Here is a 26534-nt window from a genome sequence, read left to right on the forward strand (position 1 = left end):
ACAATATCGAAACAAAATCAGGCGGCGTGCAAGACGGCAGGTCATTGCAGAGGGAAACCACTGCGCCCGATTATCGGGACGCAGTGCGGGGACGTGAAGCGTAGAAAAAGAGCAGCAGAGAGATTGTCGCGCACAGTGCAATCGTGCCGACCATTGGCCAGGCGCTGTTGAAACTCACCAGCGACAGCAGCGCGCCGACAAACGCCCCGACGCCAAAACGCAGGGTGCCCGCCAGCGACGATGCCGTCCCCGCCATATGCGGAAACTCATCCAGAATCACCGCCATCGCATTCGATGAGACCATCGATACGCAACCGATAAACATCGCGATCCCCATCACCAGCGGCAAAAAGCCGAGGCTGAAGGCGCTGACCAGCAGCAGCCAGATCCCCATACAGAACTGTATCAGCAGGCCCATCCGGAACATCGCCACCGGGCCAAAGCGGCGCACGGCGCGGCTGTTAATCAGCGTCAGTACAAACAGAAACACCACATTGAGGCCAAAGTAGTAGCCAAAGTTTTGCGGTGAAACGTGATTCAGTTCGATGTAAACAAAGGGACCGGCATTGAGAAAGGTAAACAGCCCGGCAAAGGAGAACCCGCTCGACAGCATGTAGCTGAACGCGCGTTTGTGGCGAAACAGCGTTACGAAATTGCCGAGCGTAGTACGCAGATGAAACCGCTGTCGCTGCTCCGGCTTCAGGGTTTCACGGATCTGCGTGGTCACCAGCACGGTCGTGACTAACGCCGCGCCCGCGAGCGCCCAGAAGATGGCGTGCCAGCTCCACAGCACCAGCAGCCAGCCGCCGATGATCGGTGCCAGAAGCGGCGCAATGGTGGTAATCAGCATCACAAAGGACATCATGCGGGAGAAGTCCTCTTTCGAGTAACTGTCACGCATTAACGCGTTGATCACCACACTGGCTGCGGCAGCCGACAGGCCATGCAGAAAGCGCATCGTAATCAGCTGATCGATGGTTTGCGACAGCGCACAGGCCGCGGCGGCGCAGGCAAAGATCAGGGTGCCGAGCGCAATCACCGGCTTACGCCCATAGCTGTCTGCCAGCGGCCCATAGATGAGCTGGCCAATCGCGAAGCCAAGAATGTAGAGGTTGAGCGACATCTGCACGCTACCGGCTGAAACGCCAAATTCGCGTGCAATCTGCGGCATGGCGGGCAGATACATGTCGATCGACAACGGCATCAGCATGGCTAACAGACCGAGGATGACAACCAGTCCTGTTGGCGAGTTCTTTTCCTTACGCACACTTTCTCCTGCACGAATAAGTCTGGTACGGGCCGCCTGGCCCGCCCGGTTATTTTGTCTGCAGCTCTTTTGGTACACCGATGCTGGCGATCTCTTCGTCTGTCAGCGCGCGGTATTCGCCCGGTTCCAGATCGCCGTCCAGCACGATGTCACCGATACGTTCGCGATGCAGCTCAATGACCCGATTGCCGACTGCCGCAAACATCCTTTTGACCTGGTGATAACGCCCTTCGCTCAGTGTCAGCCGCACGTCTGTCGGGGTGATCACCTCCAGCTGAGCCGGTTTAGTCAGGCTCTTCTCGTTGTGCAGTTGCACGCCCGCCGTAAATTGTGCGGCGGTGTCGTCACTGACCGGCGATTCCAGGGTGACACGATAGGTTTTCTCGCAGTGATGACGTGGCGAGGTAATACGGTGTGACCACTGGCCATCATCTGTCAGCAGCACCAGTCCGGTGGTGTCGATATCAAGACGCCCCGCCGCGTGCAGTTTGAATGACATCGGTTCTTCAATGAAATAGATGATGGTGGGATGATCGGGATCGTCGGTTGAGCAGACGTAACCCTGCGGTTTGTTCAGCATAAAGTAGCGTGGACCGGTCTGCATCTGCAGTACGTTGCCGTCATAGACGACTTCGTGATCGGGCAGCAGTTTAAACGCGGTATCGCGTACGATTTCCCCGTTAACGGTGACACGCTGGCCACGGATCTCGCGATGGGCGATGGCGCGGCTGATTTCCAGTTGCTGAGAGATGAATTTGTCGAGTCGCATGAATTCGTTTTGCCTGTTACTGCGGAGGGAATCTGAAACGGCCTGGTTAACCGTTGAAAATGTGCGGGAAGTATAACGTGATCCGCGCCAGCCTGACAGCGCGTTTACCGCACTTTCATGGCATAATTACCCCCAGTTTTGCAAAAGTGAGCATCATGTCTTTTACCTTACGTCCCTATCAACAGGATGCGGTGAATGCCACCGTGGCGCATTTCCGTCGTCATCAACAGCCTGCAGTCATTGTGCTGCCGACCGGTGCCGGAAAGAGCCTGGTCATTGCCGAGCTGGCACGGCTGGCGCGTGGCCGGGTGCTGGTGCTGGCGCACGTCAAAGAGCTGGTGGCGCAGAACCACAGTAAATATCAGGCTTACGGGCTGGAGGCGGATATCTTTGCCGCCGGACTGCAGCGTAAAGAGAGTCAACGCAAAGTGGTGTTTGGCAGCGTGCAGTCAGTGGCGCGTAACCTCGACCAGTTCGACAGCGCCTTTTCACTGGTGATTGTCGATGAGTGCCACCGTATCGGTGATGATAAAGAGAGTCAGTATCAGCAGATCTTCAATCATCTGCGTCAGCATAATCCGCAACTGCGTTTACTGGGCCTGACCGCCACGCCTTTCCGGCTGGGTAAAGGCTGGATTTATCAGTTCCACTATCACGGCATGGTGCGTGGCGATGAAAAATCGCTGTTTCGCGACTGTATCTATGAATTGCCGCTGCGCTACATGATTAAGCATCAGTTTCTGGTGCCGCCGGAGCGACTGGATATGCCGGTGGTGCAGTATGACTTCAGCCGCCTGACGGCACAAAGCAGCGGCTTGTTCAGCGAAGCCGATCTTAATCGTGAACTGAAACAGCAGCAGCGCGTGACGCCCCATATTATCCGTCAGATCGTGGAGTTTGCTGAAGATCGGCTGGGGGTGATGATTTTTGCCTCAACGGTGGAGCATGCGCATGAAATTTTGCGGCTGCTGCCCGCTAACAGCGCGCTGGTGTCAGCCGAAACGCCTGCCAGAGAGCGCGATGCCCTGATTCTGGCCTTTAAAGCGCAGCAGCTAAAATTCCTGGTGAACGTGGCGGTACTGACCACCGGGTTTGATGCGCCGCACGTTGACCTGATTGCGATTCTGCGCCCGACCGAGTCGGTCAGCCTCTATCAGCAAATCGTCGGACGCGGTCTGCGGCTCTCGCCCGGCAAAACCGACTGTCTGATCCTGGATTATGCCGGTAATCCGCACGATCTCTTTACGCCCGAAGTCGGCGCGCCCAAAGGGGCCAGTGACAATCAGCCGGTACAGGTTTTTTGTCCCGCCTGCGGGTTCGCCAACACCTTCTGGGGCAAGGCGACCGAAGATGGCATGGTTATCGAGCATTTTGGCCGACGCTGTCAGGGCGTGCTGGAAGATGATGAGGGCGAGCGCGAACAGTGTGACTTTCGCTTCCGCTTTAAAAGCTGCCCCGACTGCGGCGCAGAGAATGATATTGCCGCCCGGCGCTGTCACCAGTGCGACAAAATTCTGGTCGATCCTGACGATATGCTCAAAGCGGCGCTGAAGCTTAAAGATGCGCTGGTGCTGCGCTGTGGCGGCATGACGCTGGAACAGGGCCGTGATGCCAAAGGTGAATGGCTCAAGGCAACCTATTATGACGAGGAAGGCACCAGCGTCAGCGAACGGTTTCGTCTGCAGACACCGGCCCAGCGCAAAGCGTTTGAACAGCTCTTTATGCGCCCGCATCAGCGCGCGCCCGGCGTGCCGCTGGGCTGGCAGAGCGCCGCTGACGTGCTGGCGCTGCAGCCGCTGCTGCGTCATCCGGACTTTGTGGTGGCGCGGGCCAAAGGTCAGTTCTGGCAGATCCGCGAAAAAATGTTCGATTATCAGGGGCGCTATCGCCGCGCCAATGAGCTGCGCTAGAGAGTGCTAACGGGCCCGGCTAACCGGATGCCGAACCCGGCTGGCGGGTATATCGTTTGCTACCACCTGGCATAACGGCTATACTGCCGCCCGCTTTTGCATGTGCATCAGCGGTATTGAATAACCAGCCTGTTACTGGGTCGCCTGTAGCAGGAATTAAATAAAGAGAGATATTAATGCTCACTATCAATGCAGTAGAACGTAAAGAGCAGGGTAAGGGTGCGAGCCGCCGCCTGCGTACAGCAAACCGTTTCCCGGCCATCATCTATGGTGGTTCTGAAGCGGCTGTTGCCATCGACCTGGATCACGACTCCGTAATGAACCTGCAATCTAAGCCAGGTTTCTACGACGAAGTGCTGACCCTGTCAGTTGACGGTAAAGAAACTAAAGTGAAAGTTCAGGCTGTTCAGCGTCACCCGTTCAAGCCAAAACTGTTTCACATCGACTTCGTTCGCGCTTAATCGCGAACTTCGTTGAAAGCAGAAGGGCCGGTTGCGAAACCGGCCCTTTTCTTTTGGCGCGACCAGGTGAAAATGACCGCCACGTTCAGTGAATGAAAGCCGGGCTAAGCCCGGCTTTTTTATTTGCTGCTGGTACGGCGCTGCAGCTGATCGCGCAGATTGGGTGGTGTGCCCTTAATCGTCAGGGTGTCCGTTGCCGGATCCCAGAAAATGCGTTCGCCCAGTAACATCGCATCGAAGTTCAGGGTTAGTCCCCCGCCGCTTCCGGCAAACTTCGTCAGCTGGCGCAGGGTACTGCGATCCGCCGGGAAGCTCTCTTCCAGCTCATACCCCTGCTCCTGGGTAAAGGCCTGGAACGTTTTTTCACCCAGCGGTGGCAGTTCGCTCGACAACTCTTCCAGCGCAATCTCCTCGCCCGCCTGCAGCTGCTCGTTGCAGTAGCTGTAGACCTGCTGGCGATAGTTCTGCCGCTCCTGCTTATCCAGTTCCGATTCGTTGCAGTAATCATCTACCGCCTGCAACAGACCGCGGTTCTGCGCCTTGGTGTCTAATCCCACTTCGGCACCCAGGAAGTCCATAAAGAAATCAGCCACTTTACGTCCGACGCGGCCACGCAGGAAAGTCAGATAACGGGTCGATTCCTGATTAGTTTCCCACTCGGTTAAATCGATGCGTGCCACGATATCGGCATGATTGATGTCGAGATAGTGGGTGCTGCTGATATCCATCTGCTCGTTGACGCGCATGCTGGACTGGCTGTTCAGCACCGCAATCAGCAGGTATTCCACCGCCAGATAGCGGTAGTGAATAAACAGCACCACACCGCCTTCAGCGAAGGGGTATTTTGCAAGCTCATCGCGCAGACGACCGGTCGCGGCACGGCTAAAAGCGAGAAAATCATCGTTGCCCTTACGACAATTACGCAGCGCTTCTGCCAGTTCACTCTCTGCATTGAACAGGCCATAGGCTTTGCTTTTTGCGCTATAAACCCGGTGTAACTCCTCCACCATCGCGTTGACCGTGTTGGTGGCAGGCAGCAGCGAATCGCGCAGCGCCAGTTCAAGCTGGTTTTCATCGCGTTTAATTAACTGATGCAGGGCAATCTGGTCGATATCCAGACTCATGGTAGACTCTCCTTTTAGCACAGGCGCGTATTCAAACACCGCCAGCATCGGCTTTCAACTCCATGCGTATAGCGAACGTGCTGCTTTCGATAAAATTGCGGTAAAAAGTGCGCTGTTCCGGTAATATATCGCCTTTTGAAATGAGCTTAGACGACGATATGGCACAATCATCCCGTTACAGTGACGAACGCGTGGAACAACTCCTCGCGGAAATGGCCCAAATCCTGCACAAGGATAAAGCCCCCACCGATCTCTCCCTGATGGTTCTGGGAAATATGGTGACCAACTTAATTAACAGCGATGTCGCTCCGGCGCAACGTCGTTCACTGGCACGATCCTTCGCCGATGCCCTTCAGGCGTCTGTGCGTGACGATAACGCCCATTAATTGGCTGATTTGACTTCATAATATGGTAACCAACCGGCAGCGCTACCGCGAAAAAGTTTCCCAGATGATCAGTTGGGGTCACTGGTTTGCTCTGTTTAACATCTTATTCGCGCTGATTTTAGGCAGTCGCTACCTGTTGGTCGCCGACTGGCCTTCTTCGCTGGCGGGGCGCATCTACGCCTATACCAGCTGGGTTGGCCACTTCAGTTTTGTCGTTTTTGCCGCCTATCTGCTGATTATCTTCCCGCTGACCTTTGTGGTGATGTCGCAACGGCTGATGCGGGTGTTGTCCGCAGTGGTCGCTACCGCCGGGCTGACGCTGGTGATGGTCGACAGTGCGGTGTTCAGCCGCTTCCACCTGCACCTGAATCCGGTGGTGTGGGAGCTGGTCATTAACCCTGATCAGAGCGAGATGGCGCGCGACTGGCAGCTGATGTTTATCAGCGTGCCGCTGATTTTCCTGGTTGAGATGCTGTTTGCGACCTGGAGCTGGCAAAAGCTTCGCAGCCTGAATCGCCGTTCGTTTGGTAAGCCTGTTGCCGCCCTGTTTATCAGTGCCTTCTTTGCCAGCCACCTGATGTATATCTGGGCCGATGCCAATTTCTATCGTCCGATTACCATGCAGCGTGCCAACCTGCCGCTCTCCTACCCGATGACCGCCCGCCGCTTCCTTGAGCGTCATGGTCTGCTGGATGCGCAGGAGTATCAGCGTCGGCTGATTCAGCAGGGCGACCCGGAAGCAGTGGCAGTAGAGTATCCGCTGAGCGAGATTACATTCCGTGATGCCGGCACACGCAACAACCTGCTGGTGCTGACGGTTGATGGTCTGAACAACGCCACGCTGGCCAAAGCGCTGCCGCAGCTTAATCAGTTCGCCAGCGAGAACGTGCGTTTTACCCAGCATTACAGCGCGGGTGATACGCCGGAGAAAGGGTTGTTTGGCCTGTTCTATGGGATATCATCCAGCTACATGAACGGTATTCTGGCGTCCCGAACGCCGTCGGCCCTGCTGGGCGCGTTAAGTACTCAGGGTTATCAGTTTGGCCTCTTCTCCTCGGAAGGCTTTAATCCGCCGCTCTACCGCCAGGCGTTGCTGACTGATTATTCACTGCCTGCAACCACAAGCCAGCCCAACGCCAGCACTGTGGCGCAATGGCAGAACTGGCTGGCGAAACAGGAAGGTTCACAGGCGCCGTGGTTCTCATGGATTGCCCTGAACGGCCCGGACGTCACCGGCGACAGTGCCAAAGCGCGTCAGCGCAGCTATCTGCGTCAGGCCCCGGCGGTTGATGAGCAGATCCACGCGGTGCTCAACAGCCTGCAGGCGCGTGATTTACTGAAAAATACGGTGGTGGTGATTACGGCGCAGCGTGGACTGGCCCTGGAAGGTAATTCTGACAGCGCCGGAAACCGCCAGACGTTGCAGGTGCCGTTAGTGATTCACTGGCCTGATACGCCCGCGCAGTCCATTGATCGCCTTTCTGATCATCAGGATGTGATGGCGACGCTGATGCAGCGACTGCTGCATGTGCAAACCAATCCGGTGAACTACTCTCAGGGTGAGGATCTGTTTGCTGCACGCCGTCGCCATGACTGGGTGGTCAGCAGTGAAGAGAATAAGCTGGTGATTACCACGCCGCAGGTGACGCTGGTGCTCAACAACAACGGCAGCTATCGCGCTTATGATGCGCAGGGCAACGCTCTGAAAGATCACAAGCCAGAACTGGCACTGCTGTTGCAGGTATTAACTGAAGAGAAGCGCTTTATCGCTAACTGATTAATAATCAGGCAAATAGTCTGCAGGTATCTTGCATTAATGGTGATAACCAGTAGACTAATCCTCCAGTGTTCGGCACGTAGCGCAGCCTGGTAGCGCACGGTCATGGGGTGTCCGGGGTCGGAGGTTCAAATCCTCTCGTGCCGACCAAATTCTCCCAACGTTTTGTCTGGTGAAGTCCAGAGAGAACCATAAAAAACAGTTTAAACAGTAGGTTGTTCAAACCTACTGTTTAAACTGTTGTCTAGTGAAATCCTGATTGATACAGTGGAATCCACCTGATTTAGGCATACTCATGGGCATACGTTTTTAGGACTGCCTTTTGATATGCCTAAGCCTTCCGAGGAACAGAATGGAGACTGCCCATGGCAAGACAGACCAAGCCCTTAAACAATACCGAAGTGAAGAACGCCAAAGCTGCTGGACGAGCATTGGTTCTTTATGACGGGGATGGTCTGGAACTGCAGGTAACTCCCGGAGGCTCTAAACTCTGGCGGTTTCGTTATTACAAACCCTTCACTCGTAAACGGGCCATGATCAGCTTTGGTTCATACCCTTCCGTTTCGCTTTCTGAAGCCCGCCAGAATCGTGAATCAGCCCGCGCTCTTCTCAGCAAAGATGTCGACCCTCAAGAGCACAAAAAAGCAGAGCAACTCCATCAGAAGAGTGTGAGTGAAAGTACGTTTGAAAAAGTTGCAGCTGAGTGGTTTAAAACCAAAGAGGCAGCCGGATTAACAACCCATACTCTTAACGATATCTGGCGCTCAATGAGTAAATATGTGTTCCCACACATTGGCTCTATGCCCATTTCCAGCATTACAGCCCAACAGTTCATTGGATCCCTTAGCCCAACTCATGCGGCAGGCAGACTCGAAACTGTTAAAAGGTTGAGTCAGCGTATTAATGAGGTTATGGATTACGCTTTGAACTCTGGCTTAGTGACTTCAAACCCAGCGGCAAAAATCGGTAAGACATTCCATAAGCCAAAAGTAAAACACCGCCCCGCCCTCTTACCTGAACAGCTACCTCTGCTTATGAAGAATCTCGCCTTTGCGAGTATTGGCAAACAGACGCGCTGTCTCATCGAATGGCAGCTCCTTACAATGACACGACCGGCAGAAGCGGCGATGACACGCTGGGATGAGATCAACTTCGAGACAAAGGAATGGCACATTCCTGCCGGGCGCATGAAAATGAAACGTATGCATATTGTACCGCTGTCTGAACAGGCACTTGCTGTGCTAGAAGTTATGAAGCCAATCAGCCAGCATAGACCACACGTTTTTCCCGGTTACCGCAATCCCCTGGAACCAATGAACAGTCAGACGGCAAACATGGCGCTGAAACGTATGGGCTTCAAAGATATCCTTGTTGCGCATGGTATGAGATCCATAGCCTCAACTGTTCTCAACGAGAAGGGATTTCAACCTGACGTCATTGAAGCAGCACTGGCTCACATTGATACCAATGAGGTCAGGAGAGCTTATAACCGTTCTCAGTATCTCGAACAACGAAGAGATATGATGGCTTGGTGGGGTAGGCATGTTGAACAATCAGCAAGTGGCAACTATAGCTTTTCATCAGGATTGGAAAATGATTCAGTAAATCATTACCATGATGTGAAAGTATGAAAAGTATTTGCATCTACTATTATACTCAACTAAAAGAGTAGCAACTAAACCTTAAGATCCAAAGACCGTGACTAAGCCTAATAATTTCAAAAGGAAATAGCCTAATGATTTATCAGTGTTACTCATGCAGCAAGACATCTTTCGAAATTATTTGTCCCTGGTGTTCTGGCGGAGTACCAACTGCAACGAATTCATGGGGCACAAAAACGCCTCCCCCTATCACCTCAGAACAAATGATTCCTCTTAATCCCTCTTTTTATCCAGAGTTTCAATATCAGTCAAAAGGAATCATAAAAGACTTATTCGGAAAAAAGAAAGAGCAATCCCAACTCAATAGTCTCCTGCAAAATGTCCTAGATAAATATGCAACATTTAAGGATCCTTACTTCACCAATTTCATCTACACGACAAAATTTTCACATGATAAGCGGTCAGAGAATAATCTGACTGAAGATAAAAGTACCTACTCTGATTTTGTTTTGTTTCGCGAAGTACTTGTTCGGAAGGGCTTTGATGAGTTAGAAGAGCTGCCAATGCTTTTGGACAAGCTTTTACTTACCACATCATTCAACGCTTTATATAGTGGATTTTCGAATGAGATCAAAAGGCATATCAAACCTACACTCACAGAATCTTTAAAATCATGGATTGAAGAAGCAGGAACAACCTTTAGAGCGGATCTATCTTTATTTCTATATTTTGTCTGGAAAAATAAAATAACCTTCCCTGCATTAGATTTCAATGAAAATGCTCAAAACACTCCAGGCACACCATCAATATCGATTGATAATGTTAGAAAATATATATCAATCTGTGAAACTATATACTTTGACATTTTAGTCGAAAGATTGGCTACACGCCTTGAGCACTTCAATCCCGAGAAATATGTTAATATGTACTCAGTGGACTCAATGAATGGTTTTGAATTTGAAGACTTCTTAGTCAAAATTTTCCAGACTCTTGGGTATGATGTTAAAGAAACCAAGAGAACCCAAGATCAAGGTGCAGATCTATTTGTCACTCGCTTTGACAAAAATATTGTTATCCAGGCAAAAAACTACTCTGGCTCAGTTGGTAATTCAGCAGTACAACAAGCTATCTCCGCTAAAGCATTTTACTCATGTGACGAAGCAATGGTTATTACAAATTCATATTTCACTAATTCGGCTAAAGAACTTGCTGAATCAGCAAAAGTACGTTTGATTGACAGAAATGAATTACAAAAATACTTAGAAGACTACAATCAAAAAATAATAGAAGAATTTAAATGATTTTAAATCTTCAAATATTAAAAAGTCGCTACTGTTAATTGTGTATTGTGTTCTGATTTAAATCACGAAAATAGATTGACTAGATCAATAACATTTAAATTTAGACGTACGAGAACAAAATGAATAGAGTTAATCAGATAGTTAGCATTCTTAGTAAAATGGAATCACACACTCCATTTGCGTTGATAAAATCCAAGAAAAAAACCTCAATAAAAATACAAAACTACTCTTTGCTTGGATGCTTTCTATGTCTTCTGCTGTTGGGGGCACTAATTATTCTATGCTTAACTTTTAATATTGATAAAAAGAGCGTAGAAATTTACGCTTTATTGCTACTTATAATGAATCATATCTTTGGAATTATATGCTTATCAACACCTATAGTCGCTGATATGAAATTCTTCTTTAATATGCGAAAGGAAGTATTAAACGACTTTCAAATAGAAATCAATCACGATGAGAAGAATGTTGAACAACTCGATCACTATTCTATTCCCGAGTTGGAATATGCAACATATTGGTTAAATCTTAAAATTGAACGATTTAAAGCACGTATATCAGGTTTCTTTGGTACTAAAACTGCCATTATATCTATTTTAGGATTATCATACTCTGCTGTACAATCTCTAGGTGGATTTGAAAAAATAGGCAGTATTTTATTTAAAGGATTATTCGACACTGACGTTGCCAATATAATTTCGATATTAGGTTTGTTTTTTCTTCTTGGCATTTCCCTTGGAGCCATTGTAATGAAAAATATCATCAACCATTTTGAATACTTAAAAAACATTCTAGCACTGGCAAAACAGCGAAAAAAAGAGTTCTCCTAAAAAAATACATCGGTCTGAATAATGAATTATTATATCTTTAAGCCTCAATTAAAATTTAATAGTAGGAGAGTATCTAAGATAACTTTAACAAACTCTCAATAATTTGCATGAACAAACAGCCAATTCCAATGCCGCTATCATTCGAATGGGATTCGGAGGTGAGCTTGTAGCCCACGGTATGCGCTCAATAGCGAGGACAGCCGCAGAAGAATCCGGCAAGTTTAGAATTGAAGTTCTCGAAGCAGCACTTGCTCACTCCAAGAAAGACGAAATTGTACCTGCGTATACTCGCGCAGAGTATCTCACAACGAGATGCACTTATGCAGTGGTGGAGTGATTATGTGCAATCTCAAAAGTTTAAAGAGGTTATTGAATTAAATCCCCTTCACAAATCATGTAGTAACATTGTTAGAAATGTAACGTATTAAAATTAATAGATATTTTTCTTAAAATCCAAAAATTAAGCATAGTTACAATACTTTTTCCTCCCCTTCTTCAAAAAAGCTTTGAATTTTCCTATTTTCATGAGTAAAGTTAATGTTTAAAGGGAATCGCTAAAAGGAGTATAATGTGGCAAATGCCAGCAACTCATTGAAAAACAAGGGAATTTGTTTTTTCGGGAAAAATGCAGTCAACATTAATACTAATAAAATTATCATCAAAGAAGAAACTATCTATGGAAGACCTTATACAATTCTAGTATTGCCATTACTTAACAGTAAAAAGGCATATAAATTAGTATTGAAAGAGGGTAGCGAAGTTATTCTAGGTCAAAAAAATGATTTTAAGAAAAAGTTAATGAATTCAATTTTATGGAGAATATTTACTCCTTTTATTATTTTTTGTGCTTTGAGCTTACTTTCTTTTTATTTTTCAGATCTTAGTATAGTTGTTATGTTGATTTTTCCTGTAGTATTTGGATTTATGACATATGCAATGAGTTATATTGAACTGAAGGATTATCTAAAAAAAATCGCTGATACAGTATCTTTTTTTAGCGGTACAGTTACGGCTTGTCTTGCAGTAATAAAATTTAATGTTGCCACCGAAAACCCAGCCTCAACTATACACAGCCCTTTTATTAATGGCATATTAATATTTTTTTTAGTTTTCTTTGCTTTTTTTGCAAGCATCAAATTCTTCATCTCTGCTGATGAAACATTTAAAGCAAGAAAAATTTACTTATCACAATTTTCAGCACCTAAAAAAAGAAAAACTTTTCTCAGAAATATGAAAACTAAATACCTTAGACTTCAAAGAAAGGTACGTACCTTCATGACTTGGAAAATTTAATACATTTTAAAAAAAACAATTTCTTCAAACTTTTGGTAAAGTGGAACGAAGCAATAAATTATAAAAAAAGGAAAAAGCATAACTGTAGCAGCAAGTAAACAAGATGCAATTATACTGATAACAGATACACTTTTATTATATCCAGCAAGACCCGAAACAAAAAAAGAGAGATAAACAATAAAAAAATCAATCTATAAAATTCACTTTTAATAAAAATACAAAAAATTTTCATAAATCCTCCTGTAGAAGAGCGCCTAAGCTTTATTGATAATCAATCATTTAATAAAATGATTGATTAATAGATAGCATCAAATTTAAAACTGTCAACAAAAAATAAGAAAATAGTGCAATTGTATTTATAGTCACAAAAAACAAAGCAAAATGGGGACTGCAATGCTTTAAAAATCATTATTCAAACCCTTCATTACATAAAAACACGCTCTCCTTTATTGGTGACCATTATACACTTTAAATAAAATCATGCCAAACCGTAAAAATTCCCCTATAAAACGAAAATTTTGACACGTTAATAAAAAACTTGGTTAGCCAACCCAATACCAAGGAAATATTAAAGGTAAAATCGGCAGACCTTCTACTACCCCGTAAATATTAAAAGCACCTCCGTCATTACATCAAATTAATAGTTATATCTTATCAGACGCCATTTAAATACCCTGTAGATTTCAACCTAAACGCATTTGAAACATACATGAGTCAGGCTTCTTTATTTCTTTGAAGCTATTTTTAACAACTATAACCTGAGAGATTCCGGACATTTTGAGTCAATGAATTGCCGTATATTTTTCAATGCAATAAGTTATAGTTAATATCAATTTTTATTTCATGGAAGAGAATTACAGCTAAAAATTCATGAATTTTATTGGTGGTCTAAATGTTTACAGATATGTTTTATTGCTGTTCGTGCCGTCCTTAGAGAACACCATACATAAGCACACAGGGAAAATATCGCACTCTATTATATAGTTTACTGGCTATAAATTACTACCATATAATATTTATCAAATAATCTTTTGATAAATTCCCTGTAATCTCATGACAATAACCTATGAACAATCCTTTGCAATCATGATTACTTAGATAAATATAGTTGACCAAGATTAGCGTTGAGTTTATTCTATATTTTCTTTTACACTTTAATATTCATTGAAGGATATTCAAAATGAGCCAGCTTTTAGATCTTACCTTTGAAGTAATAAAAAAAAATGTTATAGCTCAAAACAGTGCGGGTTGTAAGACTAACGGTACTAGTACTTGCTGTTCAACATACTGCACAGCAAAAAATTGTCGGGGTATTGAAAACGGGTCGGAAACTGAATCTGGAATGGATGCTTGGGATCAATACTTACAAATGAATGCAGGTGTATTACAATACTAATCACTCCAGCCCATTTTGCAGTCATAAATGGGCTGAACTTTTAATCACACTTAAATTGATACATTATGTTAAATAAAAAATTTTATTTACAACACACAGTGGATGTATACGTTACTGAACTGAAAGATGAAAAAGTTAAAATTACTTTTCATAGAATGACTACTCGTGAAAAAGTAGAAATCGTCACATCGAAAATAATTGCTGAATTTTTAGCTTTGTTAGATGGAAGAAAATCAGTCCGAGAAATACTAACTATGTTAGGGGCATTCGAACAATATTCAGCTAAAAATCTAATTGAATTTCTTTTAGGTCAACATTTGATTACTGAAGACAATGAAAACGTTGATTCAAAGTCTCGGTATGCTCGGCAAATTGCCTACCTTGATGATATGATATTAGACAGAAAAGGGCATGAAACACAAGAAATATTAGGGTCGAAAAAAGTCGCAATAATAGGTTGCGGAGCCGTTACGGGGAATATAGCAGAAAACTTAGCAAGAGCTGGCATCCTAAACTTCATTCTTGTTGACTTTAAAAATTTCAAAAAGTCTAATTTAAGCAGGCATATTTTTTCAAGAGTCTCAGATATAGGTAAAAATAAAGCTGAAGTCTTAGCTAATTATTTAAAGAAAATAGACTCAAGAATTACAATAGAATTTTACCATGAAAAACTTTTACCTAATTCCAATTTATCTAAATGGATTGATCAGGACGTTAATCTTGTAATTAATGGTTGCGATGAACCTTATATAGGTCACACATCAGTAAAGTTAGGACGATTTCTTCAAAAGAAAAATATTGCTTTATACGTTTCGGGCGGATTTGATGCTCACCTGATGAGTTCTGGAGAGTTAGTCTATCCTCCCAATACCCCCTGTATAGATTGCATTCAAAAGACATTCAGTAATGCATTAAGTGACTGGAAACCAATATATAGCAAGACCGATAATATTGAACCTTTAGTGAGCGACTTTAACAATAAAAATAATATACTTACGGATTATGTCATCGGTGGTCCTGGCGGCATAGCTTCGATGAGTGGGTACTCAGCATTTTTAAGCACTTTCAAAATAATTCACTTCTTGTCGGAAGACTCTCAATATAATTATTCAACCATCCGTTATGAATATCTTCCAAATAGCGGTGACCTAACAAGCTTTATATTATCAAAGCAAGGTGATTGTAATGTGTGTAATAGATAAGCTAAGATTAAGAGAAAGCATTGGGATAATATCTCATGAATCTGGCATAGATTTCTTTAAATCAAATACTCGTGAAAATCTTTCATTAAAAATTAATTTCCCTGACATTGTTAATCTTTTAAATCAGTTTGATGGTAAGACATCCATTCAAACAGTTTCAGAAAAGCATGGGTTTATTGATGTAAAACAATTGAATAAATTAGCTTCCTATTTGAAAGAACAGTTTATTCTCATTCAACAAGACATGGCTTACCCTATCGAACTTTTGGAAAATGATTACCGCCTAATTAATTTACTAGAGGATTACTTCCATTCTACAAGTGACGTTGTTAAAGCAGTAGAGAGGCTAAAAAATTCGACAGTAATGATCATTGGATTAGGTGCCGTAGGTAGTATCATTTCTGCTTATTTAGCTAAAAATCATGTAAGTAATTTAATATTGGTTGATAGTGACATCGTTGACTTGAGCAACCTTCATAGGCAATATTACTTTGAAAATTATGTTGGTTTAGATAAAGCCACGGTTTTAAAAAAAGAATTGAAAGGTATTAATCCAGACATTAATACCATTATTATTTCGAAGTTTTTAACTTCCGATTTTTTTGAAGTAACTCAATTACCAAATAACATAGATTTGATAATAAACTGTTCTGATGAGCCAAGTGTTGATGCAACAAGTAGAATTATCGCTAAATATGCCATGCATCATAATATCCCGCATATTGTTGGTGGTGGTTATAATTTGCACCTTACATTAATTGGCCAGACTATAATTCCATTCCAAAGTGCTTGCTTCGATTGTTTTAAAACAGCTTTAAATTCAATTAACGACGATGATTTGAAAAACGTAAAAGCTTTAAATAGAAATAATCGCAAGCTTGGTTCTTTCTCACCTCTATCTGGAATAGCAGCAAGCTTGGCTTCTCTAGATGCATTCAAGATTCTTATCAACAGATATGATATGTTACAGCAAACGAACAAAAGGATAGAATTCAATTCAGTAGATTTTAGTATGCAGATTATGGATATAACTAGAAATCCTAAATGTGAATGGTGCGGAGAGTGATCTAATGAATAGTATCCGACTTAATGGCGTTTCTACACATAATTTAAAAAATATAGATATTGAAATATATAAAAACAAAATAACAGCAATTTATGGTCGGTCAGGAGCTGGAAAAAGTTCACTCGCATTTTCTAGCCTATATAAACTATGTAGTGATGAATTTGACGCATTAGAAAATGGTTATGGAGAAAATCATGAATACGAAATAGAAAGTTACTCAGGTATTATACCGGCAATAGCCATTGCGCAATCGAATAATAATAACAACCCTAGATCTACTTTGTATTCATATTTGAACATTCCGCAAACATTATCGTTTCTTGCAAAGAAAAACAGTAAGCATATCCCAAGCTTTAAATTCCTAAAAATTAACAAGCCTGATAATGAGTGCCCTGTTTGCAAAGGCCTAGGTGAAATATCCTCTATTAATTCAAATGCAATTATTAATGAAAATCTAAGTATTGAAGAAAAACCCTTTTCTATTTGGAGGACAGGGACTTTTTCAGGTTTATATCATAATTTGTTACTATCTTATTGCCAACTTGAAAATATCAACATATCAATCCCTTACAAGAATCTTTCTGAAACTGTAAAGAGAAAAATTCTCTATGGTGTATCGGAATCCAGATTAGCTTTTAAATTTAAATATAAAGGTTCAACAAGACAAAGACGAGCATATTATGAAGGTGTGATGATCTTTGCTCAAAGGTTAGTAGGCCAAAAATCACTCGTAAATTCAACTATAAAAAATACCTGTACAGAATGTCACGGATCAAGAGTTAATCTTAACTATTATAGTAAAAATAATATCCGTGTTCTAGGATTTGATATGCTGGAGTTTCTGACGCTCTCTTTTTCAGACATCTTAGAGAGAATATCTAGCATTCCTGAAACTGATGAAATCAAAAAGATCCTTCAATCAATCTGTGAAATGGACTTAGGGTACCTTAATTTTTCACGTTCAATTCCTAGTTTATCAGGCGGCGAATTACAAAAGCTTAGATTTAGTCGATTACTCATTTCAAACATATCTGGCATCTTATTAGTCATAGATGAAATATCGGCTCAAATAAATAGGGAAGACTTCCCAAAAATATATGAAGAAATAATTAAACTTTCTTTAAATAACACCATTATTTTAATCGAACATTCATCGTATTTCATTGATAATGCAGATTACAAAATACATATAGGAATCGAAGCAGGTGATAAAGGTGGGTACATTTGTCCGTGTGAAGACATTTCACCAATTAAAATGGACTTGCAGAGGCGCAAAACAAATGATTTTATTGAATTTAAGGAAATAACTAGAAATAATGTCATTAACCAGGAATTTAAAATCCCTAGAGGTTGCTTAACTGTCCTAACTGGCCCATCTGGTTCTGGAAAATCATCTATTGCAAAAGTGATAGAAGAAAATGAAAATGCTATTTATGTTTCACAGAAGACCTCAAACTTCAGCGGACGTTCTGTTTTAGCGTCTACGATAAAAATAAATACTCTTATAGCTGAATATTACTCCAAAGAGACAAATTTGGAACCAAAAAACTTTTTACTTTCAAAAGAAGCTGGTTGTAAATCCTGCGATGGCACAGGGATCATCAGGTATGAAAGAGGATATGATAAAGACATTTATTTGACTTGCCCAACTTGTGAAGGCAGTTTGTTTGATAAAAAAAGCGAAGGTGTTGAATTAAAAGTAAACGGTTTGAATATTGTTGATTTTTACAATAAAGAAATAAAAGAGTTAGATTCCTTATTGGAAAAGTCCGACATACCGTTTCATAAAAACATTGAAACCATGGTTTCTCTAGGCTTAGGACACTTGAAATTAAATCGCAAAACTCAAACATTATCTGGTGGTGAATTACGTAGGATAAAACTTTGCGAGCATCTGTCCAGACAAAAAGAAACAAAAAAAATACTTATTATAGATGAGCCTGTAGCTGGATTAGATCCGGAAACTGCAAGCAAAGTTGCTGAATACATTTATAAAAAAACCCCATTATTTAATTCAGTTATTATTATTGAGCATAGACAAGAAATTATTGACCTCGCTGATTACGAGATCAAAATTGGCCCCTCCGCTGGCATATTAGGCGGGAAGATTTTATCACAAAATTTTTTAGAATGAAGTGCCTGATTATATTAAGTAAATCATTTAGAAAGCAAGGCTACTCAGCGAAGCTGAGTAGCCTTGCTTTTTCTGCTCTTCGATTGTAAAAGGTAAGTCAAACCCTAACTGTTGACATAATTTAGCTATCGGATATAAATGATTTAGGCATAAGGAATATGCTTATATATAGGAAAGGAGTTCCTGTGAATAAAATATACCGCCCTCCCCTTGCAGAAAATCTACGTATTCATTGCATCAGCGTCAGACTAAATAACTCAGAGCTAAATATTTTGGATCAAGAGCGTAAGCAACACGCTAAGGGCGAGTGGCTTCGCATGTGCCTTTTAAAGACCCAACCTCCTGTCGTTCCTGAGATCAACAGAGCGGCATGGAAAATGTTCGGTGAGATTAATCACAGGCTTAACGAGATCCTAAACCACCTGAATGCTAAACAATCATGCAACCCGCTTACTAAAACCGAACTGTTCGCCGTAAAGCGGCAAATCAGTGAGCTTCGCTCGCGCCTCCTCACAACCGATCTTTGGAGTAGTCATTCCCATGAAGGGCATGCAGAAGATCAGAAGAGGTAAGAGCTTCGCTGGAGTTGTTCTATACGCGTTGAAACCTGGAACTCACCATAAAACTGACCCGGTGGTCATAGGGGGGAACATGCTGAGCGCTTCAGCAGCTGAGTTGATCGCTGAGTTCTGCGCTTCTGCTTCACTTCGTACAGACATACTGAAACCTGTATGGCATAACTCACTTCGTCTACCCCACGGTGAATCACTCACGACAAAGCAATGGGTGTCATTTGCTGAAGATTATATGAATCGCATGGGGTTCAATGACACGCACCTCCGTTGCTATGTCATGCATGACGATGAGGCCGGCCAGCACATTCATATCATTGCCAGTAGAGTAGATATCATTGGAGGAAAGCTTTATCTGGGAAGGAATGAAAACTTGATCAGTACACGTCTAATCCATGAACTTGAAAAAGACCATTGCCTGACAAGAACTAAAGGCCCCTCTCCTTCGCATAGCTCTTCCCCTAACAGAATGCGCAAGAAGCTGTCTCGTAACGAGGAACAGAAAGAGAAGCGCGAAGGTCAGCCAACGCCCAAGACGTTCCTGCAGAACACTATCGATGAGCTTCTTGTAACTGCCAATGATATTCCTCGCTTCATTGAAGCACTTCGCGAGCACGACATAACGCCCTTACCAAACATTTCCTCCACGGGCCGTATGAATGGTTTCTCCTTCGAATACTCAGGTATAGCTTTCAAAGCTTCGCAACTCGGTAAAGGGCATTCGTGGGCAACACTGCAAGAGAAGCTTAGCTACGAACCCGAACGTGACAATCCTCTGCTCTTTGCTTTGAAAGCTTCAGCTATGGGAGGTAATGAGACGAGTGATTCAGATATAGAAGTTACTAAGGTAGCTATTACACTGCCATTACCAGCTGCTTTAGAATCCGAACTTACGCCTCCTCCTGTGTATGAACATAGAGTTGAAGCGCCAGAGACAACTGAAGTGCAGACATTGCTCGACATGACGCGTATGCCAAGCGAGCAAAACAGAAGCGCTGACTTCTTCATGACAAGGGTATTGGAGTAGCTCTTGTGTATCCCTTACCTGGCCGCTTTCACAGACCTGCTCAAAAAGGCAGGTAAGACGTTTCTCCACCAAAAGTCCTCATTTTCGACAATTCATAAAGTCCTCTCAGCTGAGCCTGAGTTATCTGAGCCACTAGTCAGCAGCGAAATACTGACTGAACGCATAGCAGTGCCCTTTCGATAACCGCCTGCCTCAACACAATTTTCAAGCCTAAGTCCTTATTTGAACAAATAATTGATCGCTTTTACAGATCGATAAATCATATATGATAGTCAATACCTATCAAAAAGGGATCATCGATCGGTACAAGTGATTTGCTTAAGTTTTGAACTCGTTCAAAAATGCGTCGTAAAAGCAGTTACCAATCAGCTAGTTATGAGCGACTTTAAATTAAAGGTGCATAAAATGGACACAGCGGCTTTGAGCGGTCAGAAAGTACGTAAACCTTCGTTCTTTCGTTCGATTAGATTCTGGATTGTTGTGGTAGTGATTTTCTGGATTCTGACTGATTCAAATCCCAAAGACACTGCAGGGTTCCTGTTCATGTGGACATTACCTGCCTTCTTCTTACTCCTTACGGCATATGTGTCATACACACATAAAAGAGCAAACGCGTCGACTATCGACCTGCTGAACGTCAATGACAACGGTCTGTGGATCCATGAGTTCCAGGACAGCAAAATGACCATTGATACGAATCGGAAGTTGCTAACTCTCGAAGCAGGTAAGCGCAAGAAAGCTTACAGGTTTAGTGACGTCAAAGGCTGGCGATATCATTTAGCCGTTGGAGGTGAAATCGTAGCTTTTGATTTAGTCGGTATGGCAGGAGCTAAAGGTCAAAACAACCTTACCCGCCTTAAAAATTTCGAAAACTCAGGGTTCTTTATCCAGGTGAGAGACATTGAATGCCCGGAATGGCAGATCAAATTTCACCCCCGTAAAGGCCGGTTTCACCATGAACGCGGGATCCGTGATACGGAAATGCAATTAAAACAGTGGTGTGAAATTTTTGATCAGACACTCAACAAAACCACAGCAACACAATAATTATCAATATCAAATAAGGGATTAAGAAATGAATAAAATTTCAACAGTTGTAGTCCTGTCTTTGTCAGTTTTGCTCACTGGTTGCGACAGCGAACCCTCCTCTTCCGAAATCCAGAAAGCTATACAGGAAAACATTGAGCACACAAACCAGCAAGCCAGACAGCGGTTCGGTGAAAACAGCAAAGACATGCTCACGACTCTGAACAAAGCTGAGAAGGTTTCCTGTAAAGAGTCTGAGGCAAAAGGGACATATCTTTGCAAAGTGGATACTGATATAACACTACCAATGATGGGCGAGAAACAAACCGTAGCTGAATTCAAATTCACGAAAAATGAAGGTAACTGGAAAGTATCACCTTAATTGAATCCAATAATTAACAAGCTCATTTTCCAACGAAATTTCAAAGCACATATTTTATGCGCAAGTGTTAGCACCAGGGAACCATTCAAAAAAATAAAAAACCAGAAGCCTTTCAAAGGTCTTTCCGGTTTGTATAGGGCTTAGGTATTGAGTTACAATCAGACTATCTTAAGACAAATGAATGACGCTTATTATGAACAAAATGCAAATCGAAGAAATGCTTGTAAAAGAGGGGTTTACGCCAAAAGAAGTCTCTGTGATACGTCAGCATGCTGAGAAAGACGGTTATCCTTATCCCTGGCTCCTTTCACAGTTAAAGAAAAGATTCATAGTTGCAATGATATTAATAGCAATCCTTCTCGCAGGACTCATTTATACTATTCGCAGTGGTACACAAGAAAACCTTGTTTCGTATTCGATCACGCTTGTAGCAGGTTTCGTTATTTTATATATATTCGTACCTTTGAAACCTGCATTTAAAGCCTACAGATTCATGAAAAAGCATGGTCACTCTTTGTAAGTGTCAGAGATTGACTTTATGGCTGAAGCGTCATTATAGACTTCAATGAATAGCTCTTTTCTGCTCATTTCCTTAATCCCGCGAACGTAGTCGGTATTAAGAAAATAGTAGAGCCGCCAGGCCTCAGGTTTTTGTACCAGACGCACGATGCCATAGAGAGACAGTGCCAGGTCCATTGAACTGTATGCTAACTGCCCAACCCTCTGATCGAACCCCAAAAACTCAGCTGTTGCTACATAACCCTGTTTGAGTAACCCAACACTATCAGTTTTGCCATACACCAGGTTCTCAACAGACTCCTGAAAGCCGTTGAGTCCATGCAGAACCAACATTCCCCCAAAGGCAGAACCTATGATTGTCCCTGACGCAAGGGAAGCACCGATCACTGATACACCGGCTATTACCTGCATACCGCTCAGCACTACCCCAACGCCATTAATCACATAGCCCCAAAAATCTCCATTCTTGACCAACTGCACCGAAGCATGAACGGCAGCTGTTCCTGCTCTAAGCATTCTGTCCTGAATCGTAAGATACTCATTTTCCTTTTTGAGGTTTTGGATGGATTCTTGGCATTGATCATCAGTGGAGCCAGAACGGATAACGTTAAGCTGAGCGTTAACGAAAGCTTTAACGTTATCCTGGAACTGTAACCTATTAAATCCGTCTTTAAGATAGATGTGAGAAAGGTGATTAGCATTGCTAAGCAGCTGATTTGCCTCAGCATGAGCCATAGTCAGAAAGTAATCCTTTAATCGGTCTGGTTTCCAGTAGTCCATGACTGTACCTTTATGTCATTATACGTATCGTTAAGTTTATTTAATCAGATTACCCATCACAGGGAAAGCAAAAGGACCAGCTATGAGTACAGATCTCTTCTTAAAAATTGATGGAATTACAGGTGAATCACCGGACAGTAACCATAAGGGCTGGATTGCTATTGAATCTTTCACATGGGGCGCGAACCAGCCAGGGAACATGTCAGTTGGAGGCGGAGGTGGTGCTGGAAAAGTTCAGTACCGCGATCTCTCTGTTCAGGCCCTGATAGACAAAGCAACCCCAGCAGTAATGCGCTATGTATCAAATGGCAAGCATATTGGTAAGGTAGAGCTTTCGATATGCAAGGCCGGAGGGAGCCAAATCGAATATTGCCGCATTACTCTTGAAGACGTACTTATCACTAATGTGATTTTCAATGGCACTACAAGCCGTGACCTAATTGGGGTTTCATATCAATTCCAAGCCTCAAAAGTTAAAACACAGTATTGGGAACAGTCAGCAAGTGGTGGTAAAGGTGCGGAGAGTCAATCTGCGTGGGATATTAAAGCGAATAAAGAAGCTTAGAGTTTACTTTTAATAGTGGTAGTAATCATTTCTTCTAAAAGTAATTCTTTGTAAAAGGAACAATTATGACCGGAATATTGCCGCAAAATATCCACACTGAACTCATTGATCCACAAGCACAGCGAGTTGTGGATTTTTTACAACAGATTGGACTTCCTTCAGATAACATAATAGCAGAGCAATCTGAACGTGCCATTATAGGCCAGAACCTGCCAAACTACATTCACTCGTTGCCTGCAGAGATTAAAAGAGACGCTCGTTATTTATCAAAGTTTGTCGTAGGTGCAGGTTTTGGCCTTTTTGATTATTCTTTAAACGCAATCTGGAATGAGGTTGTTATCGATCTCAGGAAAAAGGCGATAGCATATGGCATTGAAATTTTCTTTGATTCAGCAGTAGGTGGGAACAAAAATCGAGAATTTTATAAAAATGAAGATGACCTTGCTTCTTTAAAGGACGCTGTGTTATTGGATACTTGTCGCAAACTAGAACTAATATCTGATACAACTTATAAAAAATTGAAGCATATTTTAGATATGAGAAACGACATTGGTATTTCTCACCCGACCAATTACACTATAAATGCTTTTGAACTATTAGGTTGGCTTCAAACATGTATTCAGGATGTCTTAAACGACCGTCCAACTGAAGCAGCCCTACAGGTACAGGCATTTATTACTAATTTAAAATCCTATACATTACCTATAGATTCGAGCACTCAACAAAATATCGAAACAAAAATTTCAGAACTCCCCAGTCATCATGTTGCAAGTATACTTCGTACCACATTTGGAATTTATGTATCACCACAAACCGATCCTCAGGTAAGAAAAAATATTTCAATTATTGCACCTGCTCTATGGCAAAACTGCATCGATGAGCCAAAATATAAGCTTGGTATTACGTTAGAAGGATATAACACCAATCTGTACCAAGAGAAGTATGAATTAGGCGCACAGTTTTTCCAAGTTGTTAATGGTAATCCCTTCCGTTCGCAAAATGAAAAAACTATTATTATTGATAACTTATTGGACCAACTTCTTGAAAAACACGACGGTTGGGATAATTTCCATAATGAAGCGCCAGTTGCTGATTCATTGGCGTCGTATATACAAGAGCAAAATGACATTCTACCCAACAATGCCTTGAAACTTATCAAAGTAATATTTATGTGTAGGATAGGCCGAGGGGTCACATATTGTAATGGCGTATCACCAAGGGGGAAGGATTACTACGACAACATACTCTCAAAATTAGGAGATAAATATGCTCCTCATGCAATGGCCATTCTGACCCATTACGAACTGCAAAGGAAATTGGAAATTAGTATATGTAGACTCGAAGCAAAAAAAGCCTTGGAAATTGTTAAACAAAGTGTTGTAAATGAAAGAATAATTGAGTGTCTGGATTATTTAATAGGTAGAATAGTTCATAATGGAAAAAGTGTTTTAGATAGTGAGTTTAAAAATTTATCTTCACAATACATAAATTGGTCGTAACGTGATAAAACAAAGCCAAATTTTCAAATAAATTTGGCTTTAAAGTTCATTTTCAAAAATTTTAATTTTTAATCAGCCAAGTATTTTAGATGCGTTTTCCCTTGCGTTTATTCTTCATGGCTACTATTTGGCTTAAAAAGTATCGCTTTCTCATACTTAACCCGCTCCTCACGATACACTCCCTCGGCTTCCTCTTCATTGTCGATTGCATAGTGGATCAAAAAGCGAAAGAAAAAAGTGATCTCGTGCTCATAGCCAAGGTACTGAATGATTCTTGGAGAATTCGATTTTAGAGCGTTTGAAAGCATAGAAATGATCGTAATCATAACTCAGTTAATCAGCTTTTTTACTGCATATTTTAAGGAAATCACCCTATTGCACAACTGTGTAAGACTTGAATTTTAAACATAACCCTCGTCATTTTTTATTAATGATATTGACATAATAATGCAACATTTCTACTGAATACTTCCACACCACAAAATGATAAGTAAATGGAATTTATTGATTGAAATGCGGACAGGAAAAATATCATTAAAGATTATCCCGGTGTCTTACTCACTTGAGCACACCATGTCCCACAGCCTCGAACAATACGTAGAGCAAAAACTGCCAGCAGATTTGCTGGAACACGTCGCAGCAAATCGAATACCCATTCGTGTTGAAAACCATGCCGGTACAGACTTTTCACCAGATCTGATCGATTTCAGTTACCGTCATACTCGCAGAGTAGTTAATAGCTTTAGGCCAACATGGCACACGCACATTGACGAGGAACATAAGGAATCTGTCGTCCTTCGCATCCCATCTGGCTATGACTACATTCGGCATTTTTCATCACTGGTTTTGCATTACCTGAAAGCTCGCATATCACACCCACAGGATTTAATGACAATTGATTATGATCTGCTTAATGACCGCCGATACCCCGCGCTCACTGGGCTTAACACGCTTGATATTAAACCGGGCGCTCAGGTTGTGATTGGTAGCTGTGATTTACTCATTGAGTATATGAAAGATCAGGTTTTTTCTTTTGAAGAGAATGACTTCTATGCATGCTGGAAAGCCCAGAACAATGTAATTTTCCTGGGCTGCAAGTTTAGCTTCTGGGGTAGGCTTTCGGGCAGTATTGCCCGCTTTCTCTGCGAGCAATTTCAGCCATCAGAAATCATTTATTTTGGAAAGCTGGGAACGCTCACGGCACCGGCAGATATCTATCAGGAAATTTTCACACCCTCACATTATCAGATGTTTAGCGGTCTGACCCAACTGGGTCCCACTATAAAAATGGAGAATAGTTTTACCGCTTTCAATCCAAGCCAACGTAGAGGCATACACGCATCCGTTCCAACGATCATGGAGGAAACGTTCTCTCAACGTCAACGTCTTGCCATGAACGGCGTTGAGTCTATTGACAATGAAATTGCCTTCATTGCTCGTGAAATTCATCGGTTTAACACCCGAACAGGTTCCCGTGTCAGATATTCGCCGATTCATTATGCAACGGATTATCTGCGCGACATGCACGACTGGTCCCTTCAGGTCCGCCATGACCTTGCGCGAGGCAGATCTCCCTCTTCCCTGCATAAGAAGAAAATAATCATCAGCAGAATCGCTGGAATCATTAAAAACTATCTGTGGTGAATC

The 26534-nt window shown here is 42.8% G+C and carries 24 protein-coding genes, 1 tRNA gene and 1 pseudogene; 22 read left to right on the forward strand and 4 right to left on the reverse strand.

Going from position 1 to position 26534, the window contains the following annotated elements:
- Positions 1–70 precede the first annotated feature (70 nt).
- Positions 71–1267 carry a Bcr/CflA family multidrug efflux MFS transporter gene (locus AC0T7J_RS05235; RefSeq protein ID WP_010248339.1) on the reverse strand — a complete coding sequence of 399 codons (1197 nt, stop codon included), beginning with the start codon at positions 1265–1267 and terminating at the stop codon, positions 71–73.
- Positions 1268–1316: 49 nt separating this feature from the next.
- Positions 1317–2036, reverse strand: a complete 720-nt coding sequence (rsuA, locus tag AC0T7J_RS05240; protein WP_473792635.1) for a 16S rRNA pseudouridine(516) synthase RsuA — start codon at positions 2034–2036, stop codon at positions 1317–1319.
- A gap of 155 nt (positions 2037–2191) precedes the next feature.
- On the opposite strand from rsuA, the gene radD reads away from it, so the two are divergent.
- Together radD and rplY are read left to right on the forward strand one after the other, a co-directional pair.
- A complete protein-coding gene (gene radD / locus AC0T7J_RS05245; protein WP_010248344.1) occupies positions 2192–3946 on the forward strand; it encodes a DNA repair helicase RadD in 1755 nt (584 codons plus the stop codon).
- 176 nt (positions 3947–4122) lie between these two features.
- The gene (gene rplY / locus AC0T7J_RS05250) at positions 4123–4407 is read left to right on the forward strand and encodes a 50S ribosomal protein L25 (protein ID WP_003854168.1); all 285 of its coding nucleotides are present in this window, start codon (positions 4123–4125) and stop codon (positions 4405–4407) included.
- Between the two features lie 119 nt (positions 4408–4526).
- Here rplY and yejK read toward each other — a convergent pair whose 3' ends face one another.
- Positions 4527–5531: a nucleoid-associated protein YejK gene (gene yejK, locus AC0T7J_RS05255; RefSeq protein ID WP_473792638.1), complete on the reverse strand. Its 1005-nt coding sequence runs from the start codon at positions 5529–5531 to the stop codon at positions 4527–4529.
- Between the two features lie 158 nt (positions 5532–5689).
- Between yejK and AC0T7J_RS05260 the strand changes: the two genes are divergently transcribed.
- The 17 genes and pseudogenes from AC0T7J_RS05260 (at position 5690) to AC0T7J_RS05340 (ending at position 22044) form a co-directional block, all read left to right on the forward strand.
- Complete coding sequence (locus AC0T7J_RS05260) at positions 5690–5917, forward strand: YejL family protein (protein ID WP_010248348.1); 228 nt, start codon at positions 5690–5692, stop codon at positions 5915–5917.
- A 22-nt stretch (positions 5918–5939) separates the two neighbouring features.
- The gene (gene yejM / locus AC0T7J_RS05265) at positions 5940–7694 is read left to right on the forward strand and encodes an LPS biosynthesis-modulating metalloenzyme YejM (RefSeq protein WP_473792640.1); all 1755 of its coding nucleotides are present in this window, start codon (positions 5940–5942) and stop codon (positions 7692–7694) included.
- 73 nt (positions 7695–7767) lie between these two features.
- Positions 7768–7844 (forward strand) — tRNA-Pro (locus AC0T7J_RS05270).
- A 215-nt stretch (positions 7845–8059) separates the two neighbouring features.
- Positions 8060–9325: an integrase domain-containing protein gene (locus AC0T7J_RS05275; protein ID WP_473792642.1), complete on the forward strand. Its 1266-nt coding sequence runs from the start codon at positions 8060–8062 to the stop codon at positions 9323–9325.
- A 104-nt stretch (positions 9326–9429) separates the two neighbouring features.
- Positions 9430–10596 carry a restriction endonuclease gene (locus AC0T7J_RS05280; RefSeq protein ID WP_473792643.1) on the forward strand — a complete coding sequence of 389 codons (1167 nt, stop codon included), beginning with the start codon at positions 9430–9432 and terminating at the stop codon, positions 10594–10596.
- Between the two features lie 119 nt (positions 10597–10715).
- Positions 10716–11426, forward strand: a complete 711-nt coding sequence (locus AC0T7J_RS05285) for a hypothetical protein (protein WP_473792644.1) — start codon at positions 10716–10718, stop codon at positions 11424–11426.
- A 94-nt stretch (positions 11427–11520) separates the two neighbouring features.
- Positions 11521–11854: pseudogene (locus AC0T7J_RS05290) on the forward strand (hypothetical protein); the annotation flags it as partial.
- Positions 11855–11996: 142 nt separating this feature from the next.
- On the forward strand, positions 11997–12719 hold the full coding sequence (locus AC0T7J_RS05295) for a hypothetical protein (RefSeq protein WP_473792646.1): 723 nt from the start codon (positions 11997–11999) through the stop codon (positions 12717–12719).
- A 1180-nt stretch (positions 12720–13899) separates the two neighbouring features.
- Positions 13900–14115 (forward strand): hypothetical protein, encoded by a 216-nt coding sequence (locus AC0T7J_RS05300; RefSeq protein ID WP_071999622.1) that lies wholly within the window; start codon positions 13900–13902, stop codon positions 14113–14115.
- Between the two features lie 65 nt (positions 14116–14180).
- A complete protein-coding gene (locus AC0T7J_RS05305) occupies positions 14181–15317 on the forward strand; it encodes a HesA/MoeB/ThiF family protein (RefSeq protein ID WP_473792648.1) in 1137 nt (378 codons plus the stop codon).
- Positions 15301–16383 (forward strand): HesA/MoeB/ThiF family protein, encoded by a 1083-nt coding sequence (locus AC0T7J_RS05310; RefSeq protein WP_473792651.1) that lies wholly within the window; start codon positions 15301–15303, stop codon positions 16381–16383. The genes AC0T7J_RS05305 and AC0T7J_RS05310 overlap by 17 nt, the downstream gene beginning before the upstream one ends.
- 4 nt (positions 16384–16387) lie before the next feature.
- On the forward strand, positions 16388–18517 hold the full coding sequence (locus tag AC0T7J_RS05315) for an ATP-binding cassette domain-containing protein (RefSeq protein ID WP_473792653.1): 2130 nt from the start codon (positions 16388–16390) through the stop codon (positions 18515–18517).
- 185 nt (positions 18518–18702) lie between these two features.
- The gene (locus AC0T7J_RS05320) at positions 18703–19089 is read left to right on the forward strand and encodes a hypothetical protein (RefSeq protein ID WP_473792655.1); all 387 of its coding nucleotides are present in this window, start codon (positions 18703–18705) and stop codon (positions 19087–19089) included.
- Positions 19067–20116 (forward strand): relaxase/mobilization nuclease domain-containing protein, encoded by a 1050-nt coding sequence (locus AC0T7J_RS05325; RefSeq protein WP_473792657.1) that lies wholly within the window; start codon positions 19067–19069, stop codon positions 20114–20116. The genes AC0T7J_RS05320 and AC0T7J_RS05325 overlap by 23 nt, the downstream gene beginning before the upstream one ends.
- 375 nt (positions 20117–20491) lie before the next feature.
- On the forward strand, positions 20492–21163 hold the full coding sequence (locus AC0T7J_RS05330; protein ID WP_473792659.1) for a DUF4755 domain-containing protein: 672 nt from the start codon (positions 20492–20494) through the stop codon (positions 21161–21163).
- A 28-nt stretch (positions 21164–21191) separates the two neighbouring features.
- Positions 21192–21524: a hypothetical protein gene (locus AC0T7J_RS05335; protein ID WP_473792661.1), complete on the forward strand. Its 333-nt coding sequence runs from the start codon at positions 21192–21194 to the stop codon at positions 21522–21524.
- Positions 21525–21717: 193 nt separating this feature from the next.
- Positions 21718–22044, forward strand: a complete 327-nt coding sequence (locus tag AC0T7J_RS05340; RefSeq protein ID WP_148235575.1) for a hypothetical protein — start codon at positions 21718–21720, stop codon at positions 22042–22044.
- On the opposite strand, the gene AC0T7J_RS05345 is transcribed toward AC0T7J_RS05340, so the two are convergent.
- The gene (locus AC0T7J_RS05345) at positions 22032–22823 is read right to left on the reverse strand and encodes a DUF4225 domain-containing protein (RefSeq protein WP_473792663.1); all 792 of its coding nucleotides are present in this window, start codon (positions 22821–22823) and stop codon (positions 22032–22034) included. The two genes, AC0T7J_RS05340 and AC0T7J_RS05345, sit on opposite strands and share 13 nt — an antisense overlap.
- A gap of 82 nt (positions 22824–22905) precedes the next feature.
- On the opposite strand from AC0T7J_RS05345, the gene AC0T7J_RS05350 reads away from it, so the two are divergent.
- The 3 genes from AC0T7J_RS05350 to AC0T7J_RS05360 all read left to right on the forward strand — a co-directional run bounded on the left by AC0T7J_RS05350 (position 22906) and on the right by AC0T7J_RS05360 (position 26531).
- Positions 22906–23388 carry an Hcp family type VI secretion system effector gene (locus AC0T7J_RS05350; RefSeq protein WP_473792664.1) on the forward strand — a complete coding sequence of 161 codons (483 nt, stop codon included), beginning with the start codon at positions 22906–22908 and terminating at the stop codon, positions 23386–23388.
- 65 nt (positions 23389–23453) lie between these two features.
- A complete protein-coding gene (locus tag AC0T7J_RS05355) occupies positions 23454–24887 on the forward strand; it encodes a hypothetical protein (protein WP_473792666.1) in 1434 nt (477 codons plus the stop codon).
- Between the two features lie 573 nt (positions 24888–25460).
- Positions 25461–26531: a hypothetical protein gene (locus tag AC0T7J_RS05360; protein ID WP_473792667.1), complete on the forward strand. Its 1071-nt coding sequence runs from the start codon at positions 25461–25463 to the stop codon at positions 26529–26531.
- Positions 26532–26534: the final 3 nt, after the last annotated feature.

It is taken from the genome of Pantoea sp. E956-1 (assembly GCF_982223955.1).